The organism is Pseudoalteromonas sp. GB43 (assembly GCF_054923805.1).
Window position 1 is genome coordinate 923,437 of record NZ_JBPCHJ010000002.1, and the last position, 20,238, is coordinate 943,674.

Consider the following 20,238-nt stretch of genomic DNA (forward strand, 5'->3'; position numbering starts at 1 on the left):
GTTGTGCTTATGTGTTATGAAGTTTTGTTAATGTTTTAGATAGGGCATTCTTTTGTTGCTTCGTCCTCACTGTCATCAACGTTAATACGATTAAAATTGAGCATAAGGCAAAAGCAATCGCCATAAAGATCACTTTATTTGCTTTATTTTTTGAAGCCTGAACTTGATTTGATTTAGTTAAAAGTTCTATTTCTGCTTCTTTAGTCGTTATATCTAATTCTGCTAACGCTTTGGCAAGATTAGTACTGGTTTGTCTTCTTAGAATTTTTTCTTGAGTTTCATAGAGCTGTTTGTATGCATCAATTGCTGCATGGTAGTTTTTTTGTTGTAAATGCAAAGAGGCTGATAGCTCTTGTGTAGCTAGCAATAATTGATAGTCAGAGATTTTTTTATTTTTTAAATCAATTGACTGAATTTGTGCTAGAGCCAATGCAGGTTTATTTTGGGCTTTGTATGTTATAGCAAGTTCTAATACTACAGCAAGCTTATCGCTTTGAAGATTATTCTCATTTAGTAAATTGAGCGCTTTTTTCAATATTATTTCTGCTTTTTTATATTGTGCTTGAGAGTTATAAATTTTTCCCTGAGTGGTTAGATTAACTATTTGGTGTGAAAGAAAGTCGTTGCTTTTCTGAAAGTTATATATGTTACTAAGTAGTTCTAATGCTTGGTCATATTTTTTTAAACCAAGCAAAGCCTTAGCAAGAAGATTACTCGTAAACGACTCATTAAAGGTATGGTTATTTGTTTTGCTGTACTCTCTAAATTTTTTAAATATTTCTGCTGCATTGTTATATAGGTGTAATTTTAAGTAGATAACAGCGATGTTGTTTTCAGTTTGCATTACAAGGTTATTATTCCTCATCTTTGCAAAAGGGAGCGCTTGTTTGTAATGATTAAGTGCTTCTTGATATAACCCTAAATGGGAATAGATATTTCCCGAAATATTATAGTAGCCATACATCAGACTCTTATCTTTCGATTTGGTAACCATACTCTCGAACTCTACAAGCGTAATCATCGCTTCATCTAGTTTATTATTACCAGATAAAACCCACGCTTTATAGTTAGTCATAATGATCTTCTGTTCAAGATTTAACTCAGAATTGGCTAGTATTTTATTTACTTCTTCTAAACCTAGCTGTCTTGAGTTTGCGTAAGTGTTTCTGACTTGGTTGCGTAGTTTTTCAAATTCTGTTGCTGTAATTGCGGTTGCTTGCAAAGGAACTGACAAAAACATGCCTGCGATAATTGGAACCATGAATCTCATGATTTATACCTATCCAAGCAAACATGTATCATCTGACAATACGTGTTTACTCTACTGCTTTAAGATGATGTTCATTGTAAGTTTTCACTCATTTTAAGGGCATCTGAAAAGGCTTAAATTAAAGGCAGAATTCTCGTGCATGTTTAAAAAAAGCATTAAAGGTTAATTTAAGGTAACGCCAAAAATGTATTTTTCTAGTTATAAATTCTTATATTTAATGCTGGTCATACCTATTTAATTGCTAGCTATTGACTAGGTTAGGGTTATAAATAAAATATGCTGGCTTTCAACTCTGAGAGCTAGAGTTAACCCCTAACCACTCACGCAGTTTAAGAGTATTTTTATGTCAAACGTGTCTACTTGCATTACCTATGATGCATCTACGTCGTTAGTTATGATGACGTTAAGAGGGACGGCAAGCGCACAGGATGTGATTAACTTTTACCAAATCGCCCAACAATACTCAGTATTATATGGGTCAGATAAAATACTCGTTGACGTGTCTGAGTTGACGCACAATTTCGCACCTGCTGATTTATTCACAATTATGCCGGCAGTGGCAAACTCTTTGAAAGAAGCTGTTGTAGCAATTGTCGTAAGTTTTGATGGTTTTATGCACGACTTATTTATGCAAAAAGCAAAGCGCTATAACTTACAAGCTGAAAACTTTGAATGTTTTAACAAAGCAAAAAATTGGCTGGTTCGTCAATAATTGGTCGAGCTAGTCATCGCTATTTTGTTGTGTATATCTGGGCTTACAAATACCGCTAATTTTTAGCTTTTATTGTGCGATTTACCTTGATGTTTACCGCCAAAACCTAGCAATTCATTACGTAACCTTTTAAACTGTTTAGCCAATTAATAATTATAATTTGTTATGACAGCAACTAGGATAGATGCAAGCAAACTAGCTCAAAATTCAGAGCCGTTTAGCTTCAATGATCAACAAAAAAATTCTCTTTTTGCCCAGCTTAAACAGCAACGTGGCATCTTATCTCAAACAGATATTTCTTCTCTTTGTCAGCAGTTTCAAGTTAGCCAACTTGAGTTACTAAAAGCCTGTGTACCCGTCGCAAGTTTATTTTCTGTGGCGCCTATTTCTAAATTCTACGTGGGCGCTATTGCAGTTGGGTTAAATGAGCAAGGCGAAACAAATTTCTATTTTGGCGCTAATGTTGAGTTTTCTCATCAAGCCTTGAGTTTAGTCGTTCATGCTGAGCAATCAGCGATTAATAATGCATGGCTTAATGGCGCGCAAGCAGTACTAAAAATTGCCATTAGTGACGCCCCTTGTGGCTATTGCCGTCAATTTATGAATGAATTGAGCACTGCAGACTCACTTGAGATTTTATTGCCAGAGCGTGACTTTAACCTTCATGAGTTATTACCTTATTCATTTGGTCCGAAAGATTTAGGTAATGATGCGTGTTTATTCTCGCATAAGCAAAGTGATAAACAATTTGCCGACCTTACCATTGATGACGCAAAACTTATTCAATTAGCACTCAATGCATATGTGCCATACACAGGTAATTTTAGTGCTGTTAAATTAAGTACATTTACCGAAGGGGATTTTTACGGAAGCTATGCCGAAAATGCTGCCTATAGTCCAAGCCTTTCGCCATTACAAAGTGCATTGAGTCAGTTTTATCTTGCGGGTTTAAGCTTTGATGATAAAACAGTTAAGTCGATAACCTTGTTAGAAACACAAGGGGCAGAAAATCAATATGAGGTCGCTAAATCTGTGCTGGCAAGCTTTGCAAACCCACCAGCATTTGAGCACTATATTGCGAAATTAAGTAACGCTTAATTAAGCAATAGTTTTGCAGCTTCAATGACGACGGCGACTGATTTTTTCTCAATCTCGCCGTGGTCAACATTCGGAATCTCTTGTTTAGTACGATTTACTAAAACACCTGCAACACATGCTGCGCGTAAGCCAAGGGCAGCACACATAGTAAATAGTGTTGCTGATTCCATCTCGTAGTTCATCACACCTAGTTTTTGCCACTCTTCACAGCTGCCTTGGAATGAGCGCGGAACATAACCTGAATAAGTATCGTAACGCTCTTGACCCGGGTAGAAAGTATCACTCGATGCAGTAATACCAATGTGGAAATTAATTCCTAATTTATCACATGCATTGACCATTGCTTGTGTAGCAAAAAAGTCAGACACAGCAGGGTAGCTTAGTGGTGCAAAATGCTGGCTTGCGCCATCTAATCGAACAGATGCTTGGCTAATTAAAATGTCGCCTTCATTGATGTGGGGCTGAATAGCACCGGTCGTGCCAATTCGCAAAAAGGTATCAATACCAAGTTGGGCAAGCTCTTCAACAGCAATTGAAGTAGATGGGCCGCCAATACCGGTTGAACAAACGACAACACTGTGGCCGTTTAGCTCACCACGGTAAACATGAAATTCACGAGTCTTCGCTAAGCATTCAGGGTTATCAAGAAGCGTAGAAATGCGTGCTGAGCGGTCAGGATCGCCAGGTACGATAGCAAGAGTTGCCCCTTTTAAGTCGTCACGTGTGATCCCTAAGTGAAATACCTTTTCCATTATTAAACCTTATTTTTGTCTAAAGCGTAATACTTTAATCATATGTGTTTAAAGTACAGGACAGATGTCCGATTAACTTAACAATGTTGCAAGAATTGCACAGTTAACCTAAACCTAAAGATGTCACCTTTAATGAGGATACATTATGCCAGCATCATCTTCTATGAACAAAAATCACGAATTTGCTCGTTGTTTAGAGAGCTCTCAAATATCTGCATCTGCACCGTTTCATTGGTTAGCACTTGCATTTAAGGACATCGCTAATGCGCCAATACTGAGTCTTGTCTACGGATTAGTATTTACCTTGATACCAGCGACAATTATGTATTTTGTATATCAGTTTGATACGCACTTAGTTATTTTGCCTGCTGTGGTTGGCTTTGCATTAATAGGCCTGCCTTTGCTGCTGGCCTTTATGATGTGGCGTGGGAGCTTGAAAAAGGCCATAAACCTACTCTAATGCATAGCCTTAAATCTATGTTTAGAAACCCAGCAGGTGAATGGGGCTTTGCGGTGTTACTAATGGTGATTATGATTGTTTGGATGCGTTTAGCTGCGCTCATCCACGCCCTATATCCGAATGTTGTCAATCCAAGTTTTGAGCAATTATCGGCGTTTTTAACGCTCGGTAGTATTGTTGGTGGTATTTTACTGGTCACTGTATTTGCTATCTCTGCGTTTACCCCGCAAATTATGATGGAGCGCCGAGTTGATATCATGACTGCGGTAATTTCTTCGATGAACGCGGTTAAAACCAATTTTGCTGCCATGGTTGTTTGGGCTGGGATAATACTCTGTTTAGTGTTTGTTGGTTTTATTACAGGCACTGCTGGGTTTATTGTGATTATGCCTTTATTAAGCTACGCCAGTTGGCATGCATACATTGCTGTTATCAAAACCAAGAAGCCAAGAGGCTACGAATAATGAGTATTCACTTCGTTTGAATATAAATCTATAGCGGCAATCGACTCGGTTGCCGCAAAATTTGACTTTCTTTTCGCGCATGTTATACCTGCCAAAATACAGCGCTCTTATTTGACTAGAGCAGTTTAAATTTTTCTGCATTAAAAATATAATCTTTCAATATCAGTGAGTTATAGATTCGGTTGAGCAAGTGATTGTTGAGTCTTAAAAATCTTAACTATACACAAAACTGATTGCGTAAGTTTTTTGTTTACGCATGAATATGCAGACAATGATCAGCGGAGTAGAGATGAGTAACACACAAAAAGCATTCCACGAAAAACTAAGTCAGTGTCTTTGTCCTCCTGGCGATGGTGTATTTACAGTAAATACAGCAAAAGAGCGTAAAGATGCGCTGCGTACTAAATTATACGGTCAAACAGATAATGTTGATGTGCTTTGGAAAGAGTCACTTGAAACATTGGCAGAGTCTGAGCACAAAGCCGTTATTTTAGGTATTAGCTCTGACTGCGGCGGCGGTATATTACGTGGTGCTAACTGGGGACCTCTTTTTTTACGTTCTACCTTGATTGATCAACAACCGCAAGCACGCGCTTTTGATTTAGGTGATGTGCGTGTGATCCCACATTTACTGCATGATAAATACCTAAACGATGCGACCATCACAAACTGCCAAAAAGCGTTATATGCTGATGAAAACAGTGAATACCATGTATCACCTTTGTCTATCACAGAAGATGTCTGTGACGGCTTTTATGCGAACTACCCTGATAAGGGTATTTTTGGTATCGGTGGCGACCACTCAATTAGCTACCCGCTAACTAAAGCTTACTTAAAAGCAAAACGTGATGCTGGCAAACGCACTGCAATCATTCACTTTGATGCTCATACAGATTTATTAGTAGAGCGTCTTGGTATTGATTTATGCTTTGGTTCTTGGTGTACACATATTCTTGAGTACTTACCAGCGCCACGTAACCTAATTCAATTTGGTATCCGCTCTAGTGGTAAGCCTAAGCAACATTGGGAAGACACGTTTGGTGTTAAACAACATTGGATCACGAAATTATCGAACGTGGCGCTAAAGCAGTTGCTGATGAAGTGATTGCACAGCTCAAAGCAGATAATGTTAATGAGCTTTATGTGAGCTTTGATATTGATGCGCTTGATGAAAGCTTTGCTTCAGCGACAGGAACACCAGAAGCCGGTGGCTTAACACCTCAGCATGCATTAGACATTCTTGTTGCATTGGCTGACGAGTTCCCAATTACAGGTGCTGATATGATGGAAATCGCGCCATTCACCGACAGCTCACTAATCGGCCAAACAAGTTCTGAAACGACACTCAGAGAAGGTGCTAAAATCTCTGCATTTTTGATTGGTGCAATGAATAAGTAATTCATTTTGCAAGATTAGCGGAAACTTAGTTTCCGCTAATTGTTTATTTCTATTTTACATTTCAAATTTCATCACCTCGCGCTATATTTGTATAAAAAATAATTATAATTTCCGGTATAGCGACTATGCATAAGCTCTTTATCTTACTTTATTTACTAGTGTCTCTACCTGTATTCTCTGCAATTACAGTGGTCACTGAAAATTTACCGCAGTTACAGTATCAAGATGAGAATGGTGAGTTAGTGGGGACTGTAGTTGATAAAGTACTAACATCGCTCAAGCAAAGTAACATCAACTATGAAATTTCTGTGAACCCTTGGTCTGTTTCTTACAATGCGGCTCTAAGAGATGAAAATACATGTATATTCTCAATAGCTAGATTACCTGCTAGGGAGCGTGATTTTATCTGGTTGTCAAAACTTGGACGTTTCTCTGCTTCATTTTATTCGTTTAATTTTCAGCAAATTTCAATTAGTAATTTACAACAAGCTAAGCAATACCGTATTGCGGTGCTAAAAGATAATTACTCTCATATTTTCTTAAAAGAACATGGCTTTGATGAAACAAATCAGCTGATATTACTTGACGCGAATTCAAGTCCGAAGTGCACCACTCGCTAAATTAGGCTGCTTTGCGTAATTCATCGAATATTACCGCTGGTTGCCTAAACCCTAGACATTTTCTCGAACTCGCATTGAGCGCCTTTTCTATGTGCGCAATTTGCTTATCTGTCACCGTTCGTAAATCAGTGCCTTTGCGAATATATTGACGCAACAAGCCATTAAAGTTCTCATTTAACCCTCTTTCCCATGATGAGTAGGGGTTAGCAAAGTAGATGTCGGTTTTTAGCTTGTCTGAAACATGCTCATGTTCACAAAACTCACTCCCGTTGTCTGCGGTTATCGTATGAACATGGCGTCGATAGCGCCACAGCATACCTATCATTGCTCTGCTCACTTGCGCTGCACTTTTTGCTGGCACTTTGCGTATCAGGTAAAACTTACTTGTACGCTCGACTAAACTAACGATTGCTCCCGTACCATGCTTGCCAAGTACTGTATCCGCTTCCCAATCACCAAATCGTGTCTTAGTGTCAACAATCGCAGGTCTATGTTCAATGCCAACACGATTTGGGATGATGACACGTTTGCTTCGGCTGCCTTTACGATAACGTCTGTGCCCTTGTCGCAGATGTTTGTATAGCTTGCCACCACTCAATTTATCTTTTTGAATATAGCCATAAATCCATTCATGACTCACAGGATGCCCGATAATTTTGCTTACACCCGCAACCTGCTCAGGGCTCCATTTTTGCTCCAATCCAAACTCAACGAACGCAATTGTAAGTGCTGGCATGGAATACTTGGCAGCTAGATGTTTTCGTTTACATGCCTTTGAATGTGCAACCTCAGGCAAGTAATGACTTCGAGTACTATTGCGCCTAACTTCACGACTTATAGTGCTGTGGCTCACTTTTAGCCTTTTCCCTATCTCTCGATAGCTAAAACCCTCGCGTAAGTAGGCCTCAATCTGGTATCTTTGCCCTTCGATCAACTGCTTGTAACTCATGGTATCTACTCTTGTTTTTTGGCGATTACAGAGTACCACCAACAGGCAGTTGATCTCTTCTCACCGTTTAACCATGAGTGGTGCACTTATTATCTGAATTCGGGGATAGTTTTGACAATATTTATGATGTGTTAAAAAGTCGTCGAACGAGCATAGATTTAGTCGTTTTAAGTGATCAACAATTTGATTTTGAATTACAAAAAGACTCTACACTCAACTCACTAAAACCAGTGTTTAGTATTCCTGTTGTTAATCCTGACTTATATTTTGCTTGTAATAAAAATATGAACACTGCATGGCTTGAGAAGTTAAGTAAAGCCTTTGCTGATTACGATTAAAAATAGCACTTGTTGATTGTAATAAAGCGGCTATAATCAGCTGCTTTTTGTCCATTCTCGCCAAACTCTAGCTAGCAAAACGAGCAAAAAGTTGTTTGCATTCAACACTCTGAATGCGTTTAAATGTTAGGAGTTACAATGAGTGACTTACTCATTATTATTATTTTAATTCTGATCAGTGCGTTGTTTGCTATGAGCGAAATTGCAATAGCAGCATCACGCAAGATTAAATTACGAGTAATGGTGGACGAGGGGAGTTCTAAAGCCCAAGCGGTGCTGGCGTTGCAAGAGCAACCTGGTGCTTTCTTTGCCATGATACAAATTGCCCTGAATGCAATTGCCATTTTGGGTGGTATTGTTGGTGAGCAAGCATTATCGCCTTATATCGAACAAATCTTAGGTATGATTTACCAAGGACCTTTACTAAGCCAAATCAGCTTTTTGATTTCGTTTTTGAGTATTACCTCTTTGTTTATTCTATTTGCTGACTTATTACCTAAACGGTTAGCGATGATTATGCCGGAAGCCGTTGCAGTTAATGTGGTTTCTATAATGCGCTGGGTAACTTTTGCGCTAACACCCTTTGTCGTTTTCTTTAATGGAATTACCAACCTGATTTTGCGCGCGTTTAAAGTACCCGCTGAACGAGAAGACATTGTTACGACAGAAGACATTGTGGCGATGATGGATGCAGGGGCAGAGTACGGTAGCTTACAGCAACAAGAATATGAGTTAATTGGCAATGTATTCGATTTAGAAGCGCGTTTTTTATCGAGTGTAATGACCCCACGTGATCAAATTGTCTATTTTGATGTTAAAGCAGATGCTCAAGAAGTGGCGACCAAAATTATCGAACACCCACATAACCACTTTTTAGTCTGTGATGGTAATTTAGATAAATTAATAGGTTCAGTTGAATCAAAAGATATTTTGCGCAAAGTACTTAAAGGGCAAAGCGCCGAAATTGATAATGAATTGATAAGCCGAGATATTTTTTATCTTCCAGAAACATTGAGTTTGTCTGAAGCTTTAAACACATTCAAAAAAGCGGCTGAACCATTTGCCGTTGTGGTTAACGAGTATGCACTCATGGTAGGTATTGTCACTGTCAAAGATTTAATGAAAGGCTTTATGGGTGATTTAATTAGCCATCAAGGCGAAGAGTTAATTATTCAACGTGATAATTCATCTTGGCTGGTCGATGGTTTAACACCTGTGGTTGAGCTTGCTAAGGTACTTGAAATTGAAGAGTTTCCTGAGCAATCTCATTACGAAACAGTCGCAGGGTTTTTGATCTACACCATGAAACGCCTGCCTAAACGCGCTGAGTTTATCAATTTTGGTGGCTATAAGTTTGAAGTTGTCGATGTTGAAGGAGTGAAAGTCGAGCAACTACTCGTTACTCGCATTTCGGATACTGTTTAAGTCGCCGATGCGGCCTTACTCAAAGGCGCCTTTCACAAGGGCGTTACCTTTGCTTACCATATGAACACCCTTTGACCAGCATTCTGTTGGCGCAAGCGTTGTTTTATTAAGTAGCACAAGATCGGCATCTGCATTTTGTTTAATGACACCTTTATTGATACCCAGTATCTGTGCAGGGTTTGATGTAATCGCCATTAAAGCGTGTTCAATCGAAACATTATATTTTTGCACTGCTTCTACAAACGAACCATGCAATGTAGACTCTTTACCGACTTCAAGGCCAAGCAGATTATAGCTTTTGTCAAAAATAGGGAGACTTGCATGGCCATCAGAGCTCATAGTGAGCTTTGTTGGGTCGACCTTATTCTCTAGGCAATAAGCGAGTGCGTGTGCGGCAGAGTATTCACCATGAGCAAGGTCATACTCGGTTGTACTTGTTGTAAAGTCGATAGTGCCACCGGCTTTACAAAACTCTACCCCAGCATTAAGTAAGTCGATATTTCGATTCATGTGAGTTGGGTAAAATTGTGCCAGTGAAATATCGGTTAGCTTATCAACCTCATGTAATAACGATAAATGTGTATCAACAGGGCCAACATGAATGCTGACTGTGCCTTTTTTACCACTTAACATGCCTGCCACTTTTGCCTCTGCGGCAAGCTCTGCCAGCTGTTGTACCGTGGGTTGGCTACTACGATGATCAGATATAGCAACTTCACCCACACCAATAAACTCATCAATGTACATTAAATCGCTGGTGACTGAGCCAGTCAGTGTTTTCGCAGGTAAATGATATGAGCCCGAATGACAAAACACGTTGAGCCCAAGCTCTTTCAGCTCTTTTGCTTTAGCAATCAGGTTACTATGCGTTCGGCTACTTGAGTCAGTGCCAAGGGCTGCAATAACGGTTGTTGTGCCATGCAATGTTGCATCAGTCAGGTTCATTTCTGGTGTTCTGCTTGCAAAGCCAGCTTCGCCGCCTCCGCCAGTTATATGAACGAGTGAATCTACAAACCCTGGGGCTAAAATACAATGAGTGCCATCGACTGTGGTAATCCTCTGATAAGTATCGATGGTGATTTCAGGCTGTATATCAACTATTTTTCCGCCAGCAATAAGAACATCTTGAGTGCCTAAAGGTGAGGGGGCGAAAACGTCTGCGCCTTTTATAAGTGTTAACATAATTAAATCTTTTACTGATAGTTAATAAAGTGTGCGAGAAAAATAAAGCAGCTAGCAAGGCCAAACAAAGCTAAAGTGAAGCGCCAAATAAAACGTGCCCATTCACTCCAATCTAATTTAACAATACCTAAACAGCCAATGAGACTAGCAGAAGTCGGAATAAAAATATTGGTTAAACCATCACCCAACTGAAATGCTAACACCACAATTTGACGTGATATATTTAATAAATCACCGAGCGGTGACATTAGCGGCATCGTTATGGCTGCTTGTCCAGAGCCTGACGAAACAAAGAAGTTAAATACACTTTGAAATAATAGCATGCCCCAAGCCGCAATATAGTCGGGTACAACTGAAATGCTGGTGGCACTGTAGTACAGCAAGGTATTTAGAGTTGAAGGCGAGGTTAAGTCACTACCGCCAAGTATTATAATAACGCCTTTTGCAAGTGCCACTAAAAGCGCTGCAGGTAGCAGTTCTTGAGCACCTTCTTTAAATGCGTTTGCGCTTTCATTGGCAGTTTGTTTTTTAAATAGGCTGGCGATTACAGCACAAGCAATCCCTAGGCAAAAGAATTGCGCTGCTAATTCAGGAATATAATACTGCCTAGCCATCACGCCCCAAATAACCCAAACAATGCCAGCAATAAAAGTAAGTAAGATTAGTTTATCTGCGTTATCTAAATTTATTGCACTGTCTTGGTGTTGGTTAGATTGTTGTTTAGTGGCTCTGATAGAGTTGGCATAGCGAATAGTGAATACAAGGCCAAATGAAGTAAAAACAAGCCAAGCAACCATTCTGAACCCTGCGCCAGAAAAAACGGGAATTTCAGCTATAGACTGAGCTATGGCAATGCTAAACGGGTTCATCCATGAGGTGGCAAAGCCAATTTGTGTAGCAACATAGGTTGTTAATACCGTTACTTTTGCGTCATAGCCAAGTTGTTTCATAATCGGGAATAACACAATACAAAAGGCAATGGCTTCCTCACCCATGCCGAAAACCGCACCACCTAAAGAGAAAAGCACGAACAAGAGAGGAATGAATACCCACTCAATATGTTGTGTTTTATTGATCAGTGCCATGATGCCGTTATTTACCGCACCGGTTTTTAAGATAATCCCAAACGCACCGCCAGTGATTAAAATAAACGCCATCACACCAATCGCTGCGCCATACTTATCACCTGACACTAATCCTTCAAATAAGACATTAGCTAAACGAATTTCACCACCTTCTGCAAATAATGCTGGCGGGGTATGATTTGAGGCTGTTTGATATTGTGATAATTCAACACTATGGCTATCTTTTTCGGCATTAAATACACCGGGGGTTATAAATAGGCTGGCAAAATAGGCGATAACTGCGACGCACAACAAAATGATGCTCGCATCTGGCATCGCAAACTGTTTGTTTTTCATAAAGTCACTTAAATGTCATTCGACGTTTATAAGATAAGCAAGGTATTGTAGCCCTTGCTAAGAAAGATTAATACTGAGAGTCGTCAGTTTAAGATAACGTAAGCTCAAAAGTGTGGGCGACGATTAAGCCGCCCATACCTTGCTAAAAGCGATAGCTCAAACTTAACGTATAGCGACTGCCATAAGCATTATGGTTTATAGAATCAAAACCTCGACTTGAACCATATAGTTTAGGCGGTTCTTTATTAAAGATATTATCGATACGAGCACGGATTGATAATGCATCATTGATAAAATATCCGGCTGATAAATCCCATACTAGCCAGTCATCAACATCACGCTTTAACTCATCATTAAGCTCGCCAAGTTCTTCTAGCTCGTCTATTTCACGGCCACGAAGCCCTTCAATATCATCCTCATAGCTACTGGTATAATTGGCACCTAAGTTAAGATAATAATTTTCGGCTTCCCAATCGATAGACAGTCGGCCAATATTTTCTGGATATCGATAAGTGCCGATGAGTTTTTCTACAGCATCTGAACCGGGTTTATTTCTCTCAAACTCTAAATAGTGTGTACCATCAAGGGCAAACGTTAAATCACCTTCAGCTAAGCGAAAACGATGATCAAATTTAAAGTCGATACCCGCTAAGGTTTGCGTGCCGGTATTTTCCAGTGGAATAACATGATCTCTAAATAGTGGCAGGAATAGCTCATCTTCTCGCGGGTTAAACTCACTTATATAGTTTGCTAGGATCTCTGAAAGATTAGCGCCATCACTTTCGATATTAAGGCCTGCATTATCGGTTACTTCACACAGCTGCTGCTCGTAGGAAATACCTTGTTGTCCTTGTGGTACTAAGCCACAGTGACGAAGAGACGCGTCCGTAATTGCTCTATCTAGCACGGCAGTCATATTGGTATCGATGACTTGCTCATGATCAAAATGCCAATAATCGACAGTTAGGTTGGTATTTACAGATGGACTCCATGCAAAGCCAATGCTGAGCGCTTCAGATTCCTCGGCTTTGAGTGCTTGATTACCAAGCTCTAGGCTGTTAACACTGACTTCTGTACCATCACCCATACAGTATAAATCTGCAACAGCCTGATTTGCGCCGCAATCAAAGCTTGATTGTGTGGTCCGTAATTTTACGCCAGCTTGAGTTAATGATGGTGCTCTAAACGACGTTGACCAAGAGCTCCTAATAATTAGAGAATCTGAAGGGCGGTAGCTTAAACCCACTTTAGGGTTAAATGTTCCACCAAAGTCATCGTAATGATTGTAACGACCAGCAATTTGCAATTCTAGCTGCTCAGTAACTGGCATATTCAACTCTACAAATGCAGCGTACTGTGTGCGGTCTGCTTCTGATAAGCTCGAGCCAAAACCAAAAACGTCGACTAAATAACCATTTTCAGCACGCGCTTGAGAGTCTAAAGACGGAATATCTTTTAACTCTTCTCGGCGAGCCTCAATACCAAATGCAGCATAAATGGGTAACTCATTAAATGTAAATAAATCGCCATTAAAGTTTAAATCCCATCCGTAGACTGTACTTTCACCACTTCTACTTGGGTTTGCTTTTGCAAGCTCAAGCACCGCATCATTATTAGCATCACCCTGTAAAAAAGGGTTGTAGAATGGCATTAACTGACCTTGCGCACAATTGAGCTGAGTTCCATCAAATGTAGCTAATGAACCGCCGGAGCATAATTCACCAGTGATTGCAGCATGAAATTGGTAGCGGTTGTAAATACCATCAATCGCTTCTTGCTCTGACTTAGAACGAGAAAATGTTACACCTGACTCCCAACTCCAGTCACCAATGTAACCGGCTAGGCTACTGACTAAGCGAAAGTTTTTAGTTTCAACTTCAACAGTTCGTGGTGAATTAAAACGTGCATCAAATGCAAAGCCATACACATCTCGACCCGCTTGAGTGGTAAATGGATCAATATAAAGCTGGTCCATTAAGTCGTTACTGCCATCAGCGTTATCATAAATGAATAGCGCATCTTCTATGATAAACGGACCATCATCGTCGTTTATTTGATTGATTGGTGCAGGTGATGAATAGGCTTTTGATTTAGTTTGGCTATAGAAGAAATCGGTATGCCAATCTAAATGACCTAAGATGCTGTTAAACATAAAGCCAGTTGAAAGGCTTTCAAATGGGGTTTCTAGGTAATCATCTTGGTTTGCATAGTAAGCACAAATTTGCTCACCATACTCAGTCGTGACAAGCTCTGTTTTACAGTTTGGCGCTGGTAGCTCATTGCCATCTCGGCTACTGAAGTAATAAATGTTTGGAGAGTTCTCAAGTTTCGGTAAGTATGAGTAACCATTTACTAGATTAGGCGTTGCGGTATAACTTCTGTCGGTCGCTTTAAAGGCATTGCGGTCGTAAATATCAGCAAATACCGTTAAGTTACTTTCACCGATATTGGTTCCGTAGACTAAGTTAAGTTGCTTCTTAGCTTCATCATGACTGTCAAAGCTATTGGTGTAAGAAGTGTTTACTTCAGCTCCTTGATAGTCATCTTTGAGAATATAGTTAATAACACCGGCTACCGCATCAGCTCCATAAATTGCTGATGCGCCAGTGGCTAAAATATCAATGCGCTCGATTGCAGCAAGCGGAATTGAATTTACATCAACAAAGTTTTCAGTGCCTGCTGCAAACGAGCTTGGTGCAACACGGCGGTCATTAATGAGTGTTAATGTGGCTGAGGGACCCATACCTCTTAAGCTTGCAGCGGATTGACCCGCTGGCGTTGAGGTTGATGTACCACCACTTTCAGATGTTGAAAAGGTACCGGAACCGCCTTTAAAAACCGATAAATCTTTTAATAATTCATGAATAGTGTTCGCTCCTGAGCGCTTGATTACATCTTGGTCAAGCACTGTAAGCGGGATGGTTCCTTCTAAATCAACCCCTTTAATTCGTGATCCTGTTACTTCTACTCGTTCAATTTTTTCTGATTGTTGGTCGTTTTGAGCATACACAGTTTGTACTGGGCACAGCACAGCACTGATTGCTACAGCAATTGATAACTGACGAAACATATTGATTTACCTTTGTCTTAAAAAACACACGGCAAAACCGTGACGTTTTGAATAATTGTTATAATTTTTTAGACAGGGCAGTGGGTTATAGACACAACTAGCCCCTCACAGGAAGTGAGGTGTGGCTACTCGTCAAACCACTCCGAAAGGTAGTGTGGAGAGTAGAAATATGTGCACAGCGATAATGCGTTTTTCAACATAATTCCAATCCGTAAGGTCTTTTGACAAAGCTAGCGATACAGTGCTAGCTTACTCGCGTTTTTAAATGTTCCTTTTTTTTATAGCAAGCAACAAAAAGCTGCGCAAGCAATTTTCTAATATTTTTTTACAAGAGTGTAACAATATGAACATCCTTAAGGAGCAAAAGACTAAATATCAAACTTCAGCTTTTTCTTTGGTATTTAGTTTGTTTTTCGCATCATTTGGCAGCAAAGTCTATGCAAATGATCAACAGCAAACGTTGGTTTTAATTGGCGGATCTTTGACCACCTGCTCAAGTATGAGCCCTAAAAATTGTCTTTCGAATAAACAGATTAGTGGTAAACAGAATAATCAATATCGATTAAATAATGATGCTTTATCTGCAATAAAGACAAATTGGCCAACCAAGAACAAAAAAAATCGTCAGCAAACGCTTAAGGTATTAGCACAGATTGCACGTCAAAAGTCAGGTGTGATCACCAAAAGTGATATTTTATGGGCTTGGCGCGATTTAGATAACAAGTTACTAAACGAGCTTACTGATTCAGAATACAACTTTGTCATAGACTCACTTGAAGTGGCTGTATCAAATACAGATTCGACCCGCCAAAAAGAGTTGGTAAGTACAAGCGATAATAACGAACGTGCAGCCAATGATATTTTAGACTTTGTTGCTGCTTCATTAAAAACAACCACCGAATCACCAACAATTTTAGCGGTTACTGCATCAAGCAGAGATCCATATGAATCATCTGACTTTTATGAAGGGTTATTAAACTTTACTGGTGTTGAATCAAGCTGGTTACCTCTAACACCCGCCTTAGCAATTGCGATTACTAGTAAGCAATGTGAGAGTTTGGAATCTTTACGTACAGAGTCTATGGGCGTTTTTAATCGTGAGACTATTTACCCTGATCGAATCAAGGCCGAAAAAGCGCTTTGTGATAAAGGGGTCGATCATTTAGTTAAACTGATTGAAAACGCGACGGGTATTATGTTTAACGGTGGCGATCAGAGTTTAACCAGAAAAGTACTGTTTGATGAAAACGGTAAGCAATATCCTTGGACTCACTCAATTTTACAAAGACCATTACTTGTTGGCACAAGCGCAGGTACAGCGGTGCAAAGTGGTGGTAAAAATGCCTATGGAACAGTGCCGATGATTTCAAATGGTGCAAGTTTAGCGGCAATGAGAGAAGGCGCGTTTGCGGTATCACCGCCAAGTGAGCGCTGTGAAAATGAATGCGGTGATAAGCTTTCGGCTGATAGTCTTACCTATGAAAAACAAGGTGGGCTTGGCAGCTTTACTTATGGTGTTCTTGATACACACTTTAGCGAGCGCAACAGAACAATGCGTTTGGCAAGATTACTGGCAGATACCGGGCAACAGCATGGTTTTGGCATTGATGAGACCACCGCCCTTGTATCAATTCGAGCTGGTGAAACCGCACTAATGACGGTGATTGGTAAAAGCGGTGTCGTGCATGTTAAATCTAACGCTAAAAATAACGGAGCAATCAGTTATTGACGTTTGCTGGTGCAGTTATTGATGTAACAAAGGATGGTTTTACTCTAGCTAAACGAACTGTTGATAATGCACTCCCTAGTATTAAAATTCCGCCACTGCCGATGCAGCGTTTTGGCACTATATTTTCAGATGCTAAATTACGTTCGCTTGTACAAGCTATGTGCTTAACACAAGAGCAACAAGCAGTCGCTCAGCATGATGAGTTTTTATTGGATTTAAATGCCACTGACAATACTCATTATTACCGTGTAAACACCAGTAGTACAGGCTGTGCGGTAGAAAACCTAGCCTTTAAAGTTAAGACATTTTAAGGGTGTAAGGTACTGAAAAAGTAGTGGATTATTTGTTCATTATTAGTTAGCGTAAGACTAATAATGAACAAACCATGGAATGGGGTTATGAAATATAACGTACTACTTTTATTTATTTTTGGCTGTTTATTTGCCTATTTATCTATACCAGTCATAGGTTATGGTTCAGCTATTGCGATTCCAACCGAAGTACTTTCAGCCCTTTATGACTTGTCACCTAACTTTGCTTTATCAATGGTTGATATCGTTACTTTAGGCCTTCCTTTATTAGCTTTACTTTTAGTATTTTTACTCATTAGTAAGTCTCTTTACCTTAAAGATAAAGCGTATTCATACTTTATATTGCTGACACCATTTTTAGCGCTGCATTTATATTTTGCAGTTAACACCTTTTCTGCAAATATTGATAACACCACTTTACTGACTAGTCTGCCTAAGTATGTATTACTAGTGCTTTTTGTTGCGCTTTTTTCTACTCATAAGAAACCGAACTTTAGTTGATGTAAGTCATACGCGAAAGTTCAACATATAAGCTAATCTGTAATTAATCAGTGAACGAAGTTGATAACACAATGAAAAAATTACTGCTATTAACAAGTGGGGGTGATTGCCCTGGGCTTAATGGGGTGATCAGAGCGGTGGTTAAAGCAGCCGAGCATGATGGCAATTGGCAGGTGTATGGTAGCCGAAGAGCTTACTGTGGTGTGCTTGAAAAGCCAAATGATATTATGCACTTAACCAGTGAAGTTGTGGCGGGTATTCATGTTCGTGGTGGAACAATTCTCGAAACTGTTAATAAAGGGAATCCAACCGCTTTTCCTGCTGAAATAGCAGGCGAACAAGTGTTTATTGACCGCTCTGATGAGTTAATCAGTATTATTAAGCAACTTGGATTTGATGCCGTTATAAATATTGGTGGTGATGGTTCGCATAGGGTATCTCAGCATTTATTTGAGCATGGCTTAAATATCGTAGGCGTACCAAAAACCATTGATAATGATTTATATGGCACTGATTACACAATTGGTTTTCAGACTGCTGTCGACACCGCCACCGAAGCAATTGATCGATTAATACCAACAGCGCAAAGTCATAACCGAGTGATTGTGACTGAGGTAATGGGACGCGATGCCGGTTGGATTTGTTTGCACTCTGCTATTGCCGCCGGCGCTGAAGTCGCGCTGATTCCAGAAATTCCTTACGATATTGAAGCGATTAAAGCCAAACTAACATCACGTTTTGATAAAGGCCACGGATTTGCCAATATTGTCATTTCAGAAGGAGCTAAACCTGTTGCTGGTGGTGTTGTTAGTAAACAATCAAATGAACTCGGTTACGAAAACCCTGTACTAGGTGGTATTGCTGAGCAGCTTGCTTCACAAATACGTGTAGCGCTTGACCTTGATGTAAGAGTAACCGTATTAGGGCATATTCAACGTGGTGGCACACCTAATGCGTTTGATAGGGTGCTTGCAGCAGAGTTTGGGGTGCAAGCATTTGAGCTAGTAAAGCAAGACCAATTTGGTTTTATCCCTGTCAGTAAAGACGGTGAAATTAAACCAATCAGTTTAAAAGAAGCTACTTCTGAATATCGTGTCATCCCTCTAGAACATCCTTTAATAACAAGTGCCCGCGCAATGGGCATGTGTTTAGGCGAATAATCTGCGAATTGATATAACTTCAATTCGCATAACTAATAGTTTTAAAACAACTTTCTCAGTTACGTTCGTAATAATTCAATTGGCAATTTGTTTATTGCACAAAATTCATGCGTTAAAGCAAGCATTTTATTTAATGTAAAGTTCTTTAAAGATGGTTGATCTGTGCCTTTTTTAGTTTAGAATGATCGTTCACTCTAAACTAAGGAACTACACATGCAGCGCTCTTGCATTCCATTTTTTGCAGTGTCAGCTTTGGCTGGTGCTGTTTTATTATCAGGCTGCGGCCAATCAGAATCGGCTCAAGGGCAAACGCAGGCAGCTCAAGCTGTTCCTGTTGGCGTTATTGAGATGCAAAGTAAACCACTTACACTAACTAAAGAATTGCCAGGTCGTGTGGCTGCTTCACGTATTGCGCAAATTCGTCCGCAGGTTAACGGTATTATTCAGTCTCGTATGTTTGTTGAAGGTGCTGAGGTTGAAAAAGGCCAAGCTTTATATCAGATTGACCCATCTACATTTGAAGCTGAAGTAGCGACTAGTAAAGCCGCTATTACTAAAGCTCAAGCCAGTATTGCTAATGCCAAGGCAAAAGCAGAACGCTACAAAGAGCTATTGAGCATCAAAGCTGTAAGCCAACAAGATTACGACGAAGCTGATGCAGCATACAAAGGTGCAAAAGCTGATTTACTAACGGCTCAAGCGCAGCTTAAAACCGCTGAAATCAATTTAAACTACAGCAAAGTATTAGCGCCAATTAGTGGCCAAATTGGTAAATCAGATGTCACAGCCGGTGCCCTTGTGAGTGCTAATCAAGCAACAGCATTAGCAACCATTACTCAATTAGACCCAATCTATGTTGATTTAACTCAGTCAAGCAGTGAACTAACACGTTTGAAAAAAGCCATTGCTGCGGGTGAGCTTGATAAAGATGCCGCTTTACATTCAAAAGTTGAATTAAAGATGGAAGACGGCAGTACTTATCAACATAAAGGTACATTGCAATTCTCTGAAGTGACTGTTGATCCAAGCACAGGCTCAGTAACCTTGCGTGCTGAATTTCCTAACCCTGAAAAATTACTGTTGCCAGGTATGTATGTTCGTGCAGTGATTGTTGAAGGTGTGAAAAGTGATGCGATTTTAGCACCACAGCGTGGCGTAAGCAGAAACACCAAAGGTGAGCCTACTGCCATGGTAGTAAGCAAAGGCAATACCGTAGAAGCACGCGTGCTTAAAACTGATCGTACTGTTGGTTCAAATTGGTTAGTGACAGACGGCCTAAACAGTGGCGATAAGTTAATTGTTGAAGGTTTACAGAAAATCCGCCCAGGTGCACCAGTCAATGCAATGCCTGCAGAATCAGCAGCTAACAGCCAGTAAC

Annotated in this window: 16 protein-coding genes and 2 pseudogenes; 12 read left to right on the forward strand and 6 right to left on the reverse strand. The window is 39.9% G+C overall.

The features are described 5' to 3' along the window. Window positions 1–7: 7 nt before the first annotated feature. Window positions 8–1,270, reverse strand: coding sequence for a tetratricopeptide repeat protein (locus ACRWSG_RS21650; RefSeq protein WP_462167500.1), 1,263 nt, complete (start codon window positions 1,268–1,270; stop codon window positions 8–10). Between the two features lie 343 nt (window positions 1,271–1,613). Between ACRWSG_RS21650 and ACRWSG_RS21655 the strand changes: the two genes are divergently transcribed. Further along, the gene (locus ACRWSG_RS21655; protein ID WP_054552162.1) at window positions 1,614–1,982 is read left to right on the forward strand and encodes a hypothetical protein; all 369 of its coding nucleotides are present in this window, start codon (window positions 1,614–1,616) and stop codon (window positions 1,980–1,982) included. 165 nt (window positions 1,983–2,147) lie between these two features. After that, window positions 2,148–3,080, forward strand: coding sequence for a cytidine deaminase (cdd, locus tag ACRWSG_RS21660; protein ID WP_462167501.1), 933 nt, complete (start codon window positions 2,148–2,150; stop codon window positions 3,078–3,080). Here cdd and udp read toward each other — a convergent pair. Beyond that, entirely contained in the window at window positions 3,077–3,832 is a 756-nt protein-coding gene (gene udp, locus ACRWSG_RS21665) for a uridine phosphorylase (protein ID WP_054552164.1), read from the reverse strand. The two genes, cdd and udp, sit on opposite strands and share 4 nt — an antisense overlap. A 145-nt stretch (window positions 3,833–3,977) precedes the next feature. Between udp and ACRWSG_RS21670 the strand changes: the two are divergent. From ACRWSG_RS21670 to ACRWSG_RS21680, 3 genes and pseudogenes are all read left to right on the forward strand, one after another. Beyond that, a pseudogene (locus tag ACRWSG_RS21670) lies at window positions 3,978–4,756 on the forward strand (DUF2189 domain-containing protein). A gap of 289 nt (window positions 4,757–5,045) precedes the next feature. After that, a pseudogene (locus ACRWSG_RS21675) lies at window positions 5,046–6,154 on the forward strand (arginase family protein). Window positions 6,155–6,279: 125 nt separating this feature from the next. Then, a complete protein-coding gene (locus tag ACRWSG_RS21680; RefSeq protein WP_462167502.1) occupies window positions 6,280–6,774 on the forward strand; it encodes a type 2 periplasmic-binding domain-containing protein in 495 nt (164 codons plus the stop codon). Between the two features lies 1 nt (window position 6,775). On the opposite strand, the gene ACRWSG_RS21685 is transcribed toward ACRWSG_RS21680, so the two are convergent. Next, a complete protein-coding gene (locus tag ACRWSG_RS21685; protein WP_462167215.1) occupies window positions 6,776–7,723 on the reverse strand; it encodes an IS30 family transposase in 948 nt (315 codons plus the stop codon). Window positions 7,724–7,851: 128 nt separating this feature from the next. Here ACRWSG_RS21685 and ACRWSG_RS21690 point away from each other — a divergent pair, with 128 nt between their 5' ends. Together ACRWSG_RS21690 and paeA are read left to right on the forward strand one after the other, a co-directional pair. Further along, window positions 7,852–8,061, forward strand: a complete 210-nt coding sequence (locus ACRWSG_RS21690) for a hypothetical protein (RefSeq protein WP_462167503.1) — start codon at window positions 7,852–7,854, stop codon at window positions 8,059–8,061. Between the two features lie 138 nt (window positions 8,062–8,199). After that, window positions 8,200–9,486, forward strand: a complete 1,287-nt coding sequence (gene paeA / locus ACRWSG_RS21695; RefSeq protein ID WP_462167504.1) for a polyamine export protein PaeA — start codon at window positions 8,200–8,202, stop codon at window positions 9,484–9,486. 15 nt (window positions 9,487–9,501) lie between these two features. Here paeA and iadA read toward each other — a convergent pair whose 3' ends face one another. The 3 genes from iadA to ACRWSG_RS21710 all read right to left on the reverse strand — a co-directional run bounded on the left by iadA (window position 9,502) and on the right by ACRWSG_RS21710 (window position 15,159). Beyond that, window positions 9,502–10,668 carry a beta-aspartyl-peptidase gene (gene iadA, locus ACRWSG_RS21700; protein ID WP_187490404.1) on the reverse strand — a complete coding sequence of 389 codons (1,167 nt, stop codon included), beginning with the start codon at window positions 10,666–10,668 and terminating at the stop codon, window positions 9,502–9,504. An 11-nt stretch (window positions 10,669–10,679) separates the two neighbouring features. Beyond that, window positions 10,680–12,089: a putative basic amino acid antiporter YfcC gene (yfcC, locus tag ACRWSG_RS21705; RefSeq protein ID WP_462167505.1), complete on the reverse strand. Its 1,410-nt coding sequence runs from the start codon at window positions 12,087–12,089 to the stop codon at window positions 10,680–10,682. A 142-nt stretch (window positions 12,090–12,231) separates the two neighbouring features. Further along, entirely contained in the window at window positions 12,232–15,159 is a 2,928-nt protein-coding gene (locus tag ACRWSG_RS21710) for a TonB-dependent receptor domain-containing protein (protein WP_462167506.1), read from the reverse strand. A 343-nt stretch (window positions 15,160–15,502) separates the two neighbouring features. On the opposite strand from ACRWSG_RS21710, the gene ACRWSG_RS21715 reads away from it, so the two are divergent. From ACRWSG_RS21715 to ACRWSG_RS21735, 5 genes are all read left to right on the forward strand, one after another. Next, window positions 15,503–16,888 carry a cyanophycinase gene (locus tag ACRWSG_RS21715; RefSeq protein ID WP_462167507.1) on the forward strand — a complete coding sequence of 462 codons (1,386 nt, stop codon included), beginning with the start codon at window positions 15,503–15,505 and terminating at the stop codon, window positions 16,886–16,888. Next, a complete protein-coding gene (locus ACRWSG_RS21720; RefSeq protein ID WP_462167508.1) occupies window positions 16,885–17,199 on the forward strand; it encodes a hypothetical protein in 315 nt (104 codons plus the stop codon). Before ACRWSG_RS21715 ends, ACRWSG_RS21720 begins: the two co-directional genes overlap by 4 nt. An 87-nt stretch (window positions 17,200–17,286) precedes the next feature. Then, window positions 17,287–17,700 carry a hypothetical protein gene (locus tag ACRWSG_RS21725; RefSeq protein WP_462167509.1) on the forward strand — a complete coding sequence of 138 codons (414 nt, stop codon included), beginning with the start codon at window positions 17,287–17,289 and terminating at the stop codon, window positions 17,698–17,700. Between the two features lie 71 nt (window positions 17,701–17,771). Beyond that, a complete protein-coding gene (locus ACRWSG_RS21730; protein WP_462167510.1) occupies window positions 17,772–18,860 on the forward strand; it encodes a 6-phosphofructokinase in 1,089 nt (362 codons plus the stop codon). A gap of 213 nt (window positions 18,861–19,073) precedes the next feature. After that, the gene (locus ACRWSG_RS21735; RefSeq protein WP_462167511.1) at window positions 19,074–20,237 is read left to right on the forward strand and encodes an efflux RND transporter periplasmic adaptor subunit; all 1,164 of its coding nucleotides are present in this window, start codon (window positions 19,074–19,076) and stop codon (window positions 20,235–20,237) included. Window position 20,238 lies beyond the last annotated feature (1 nt).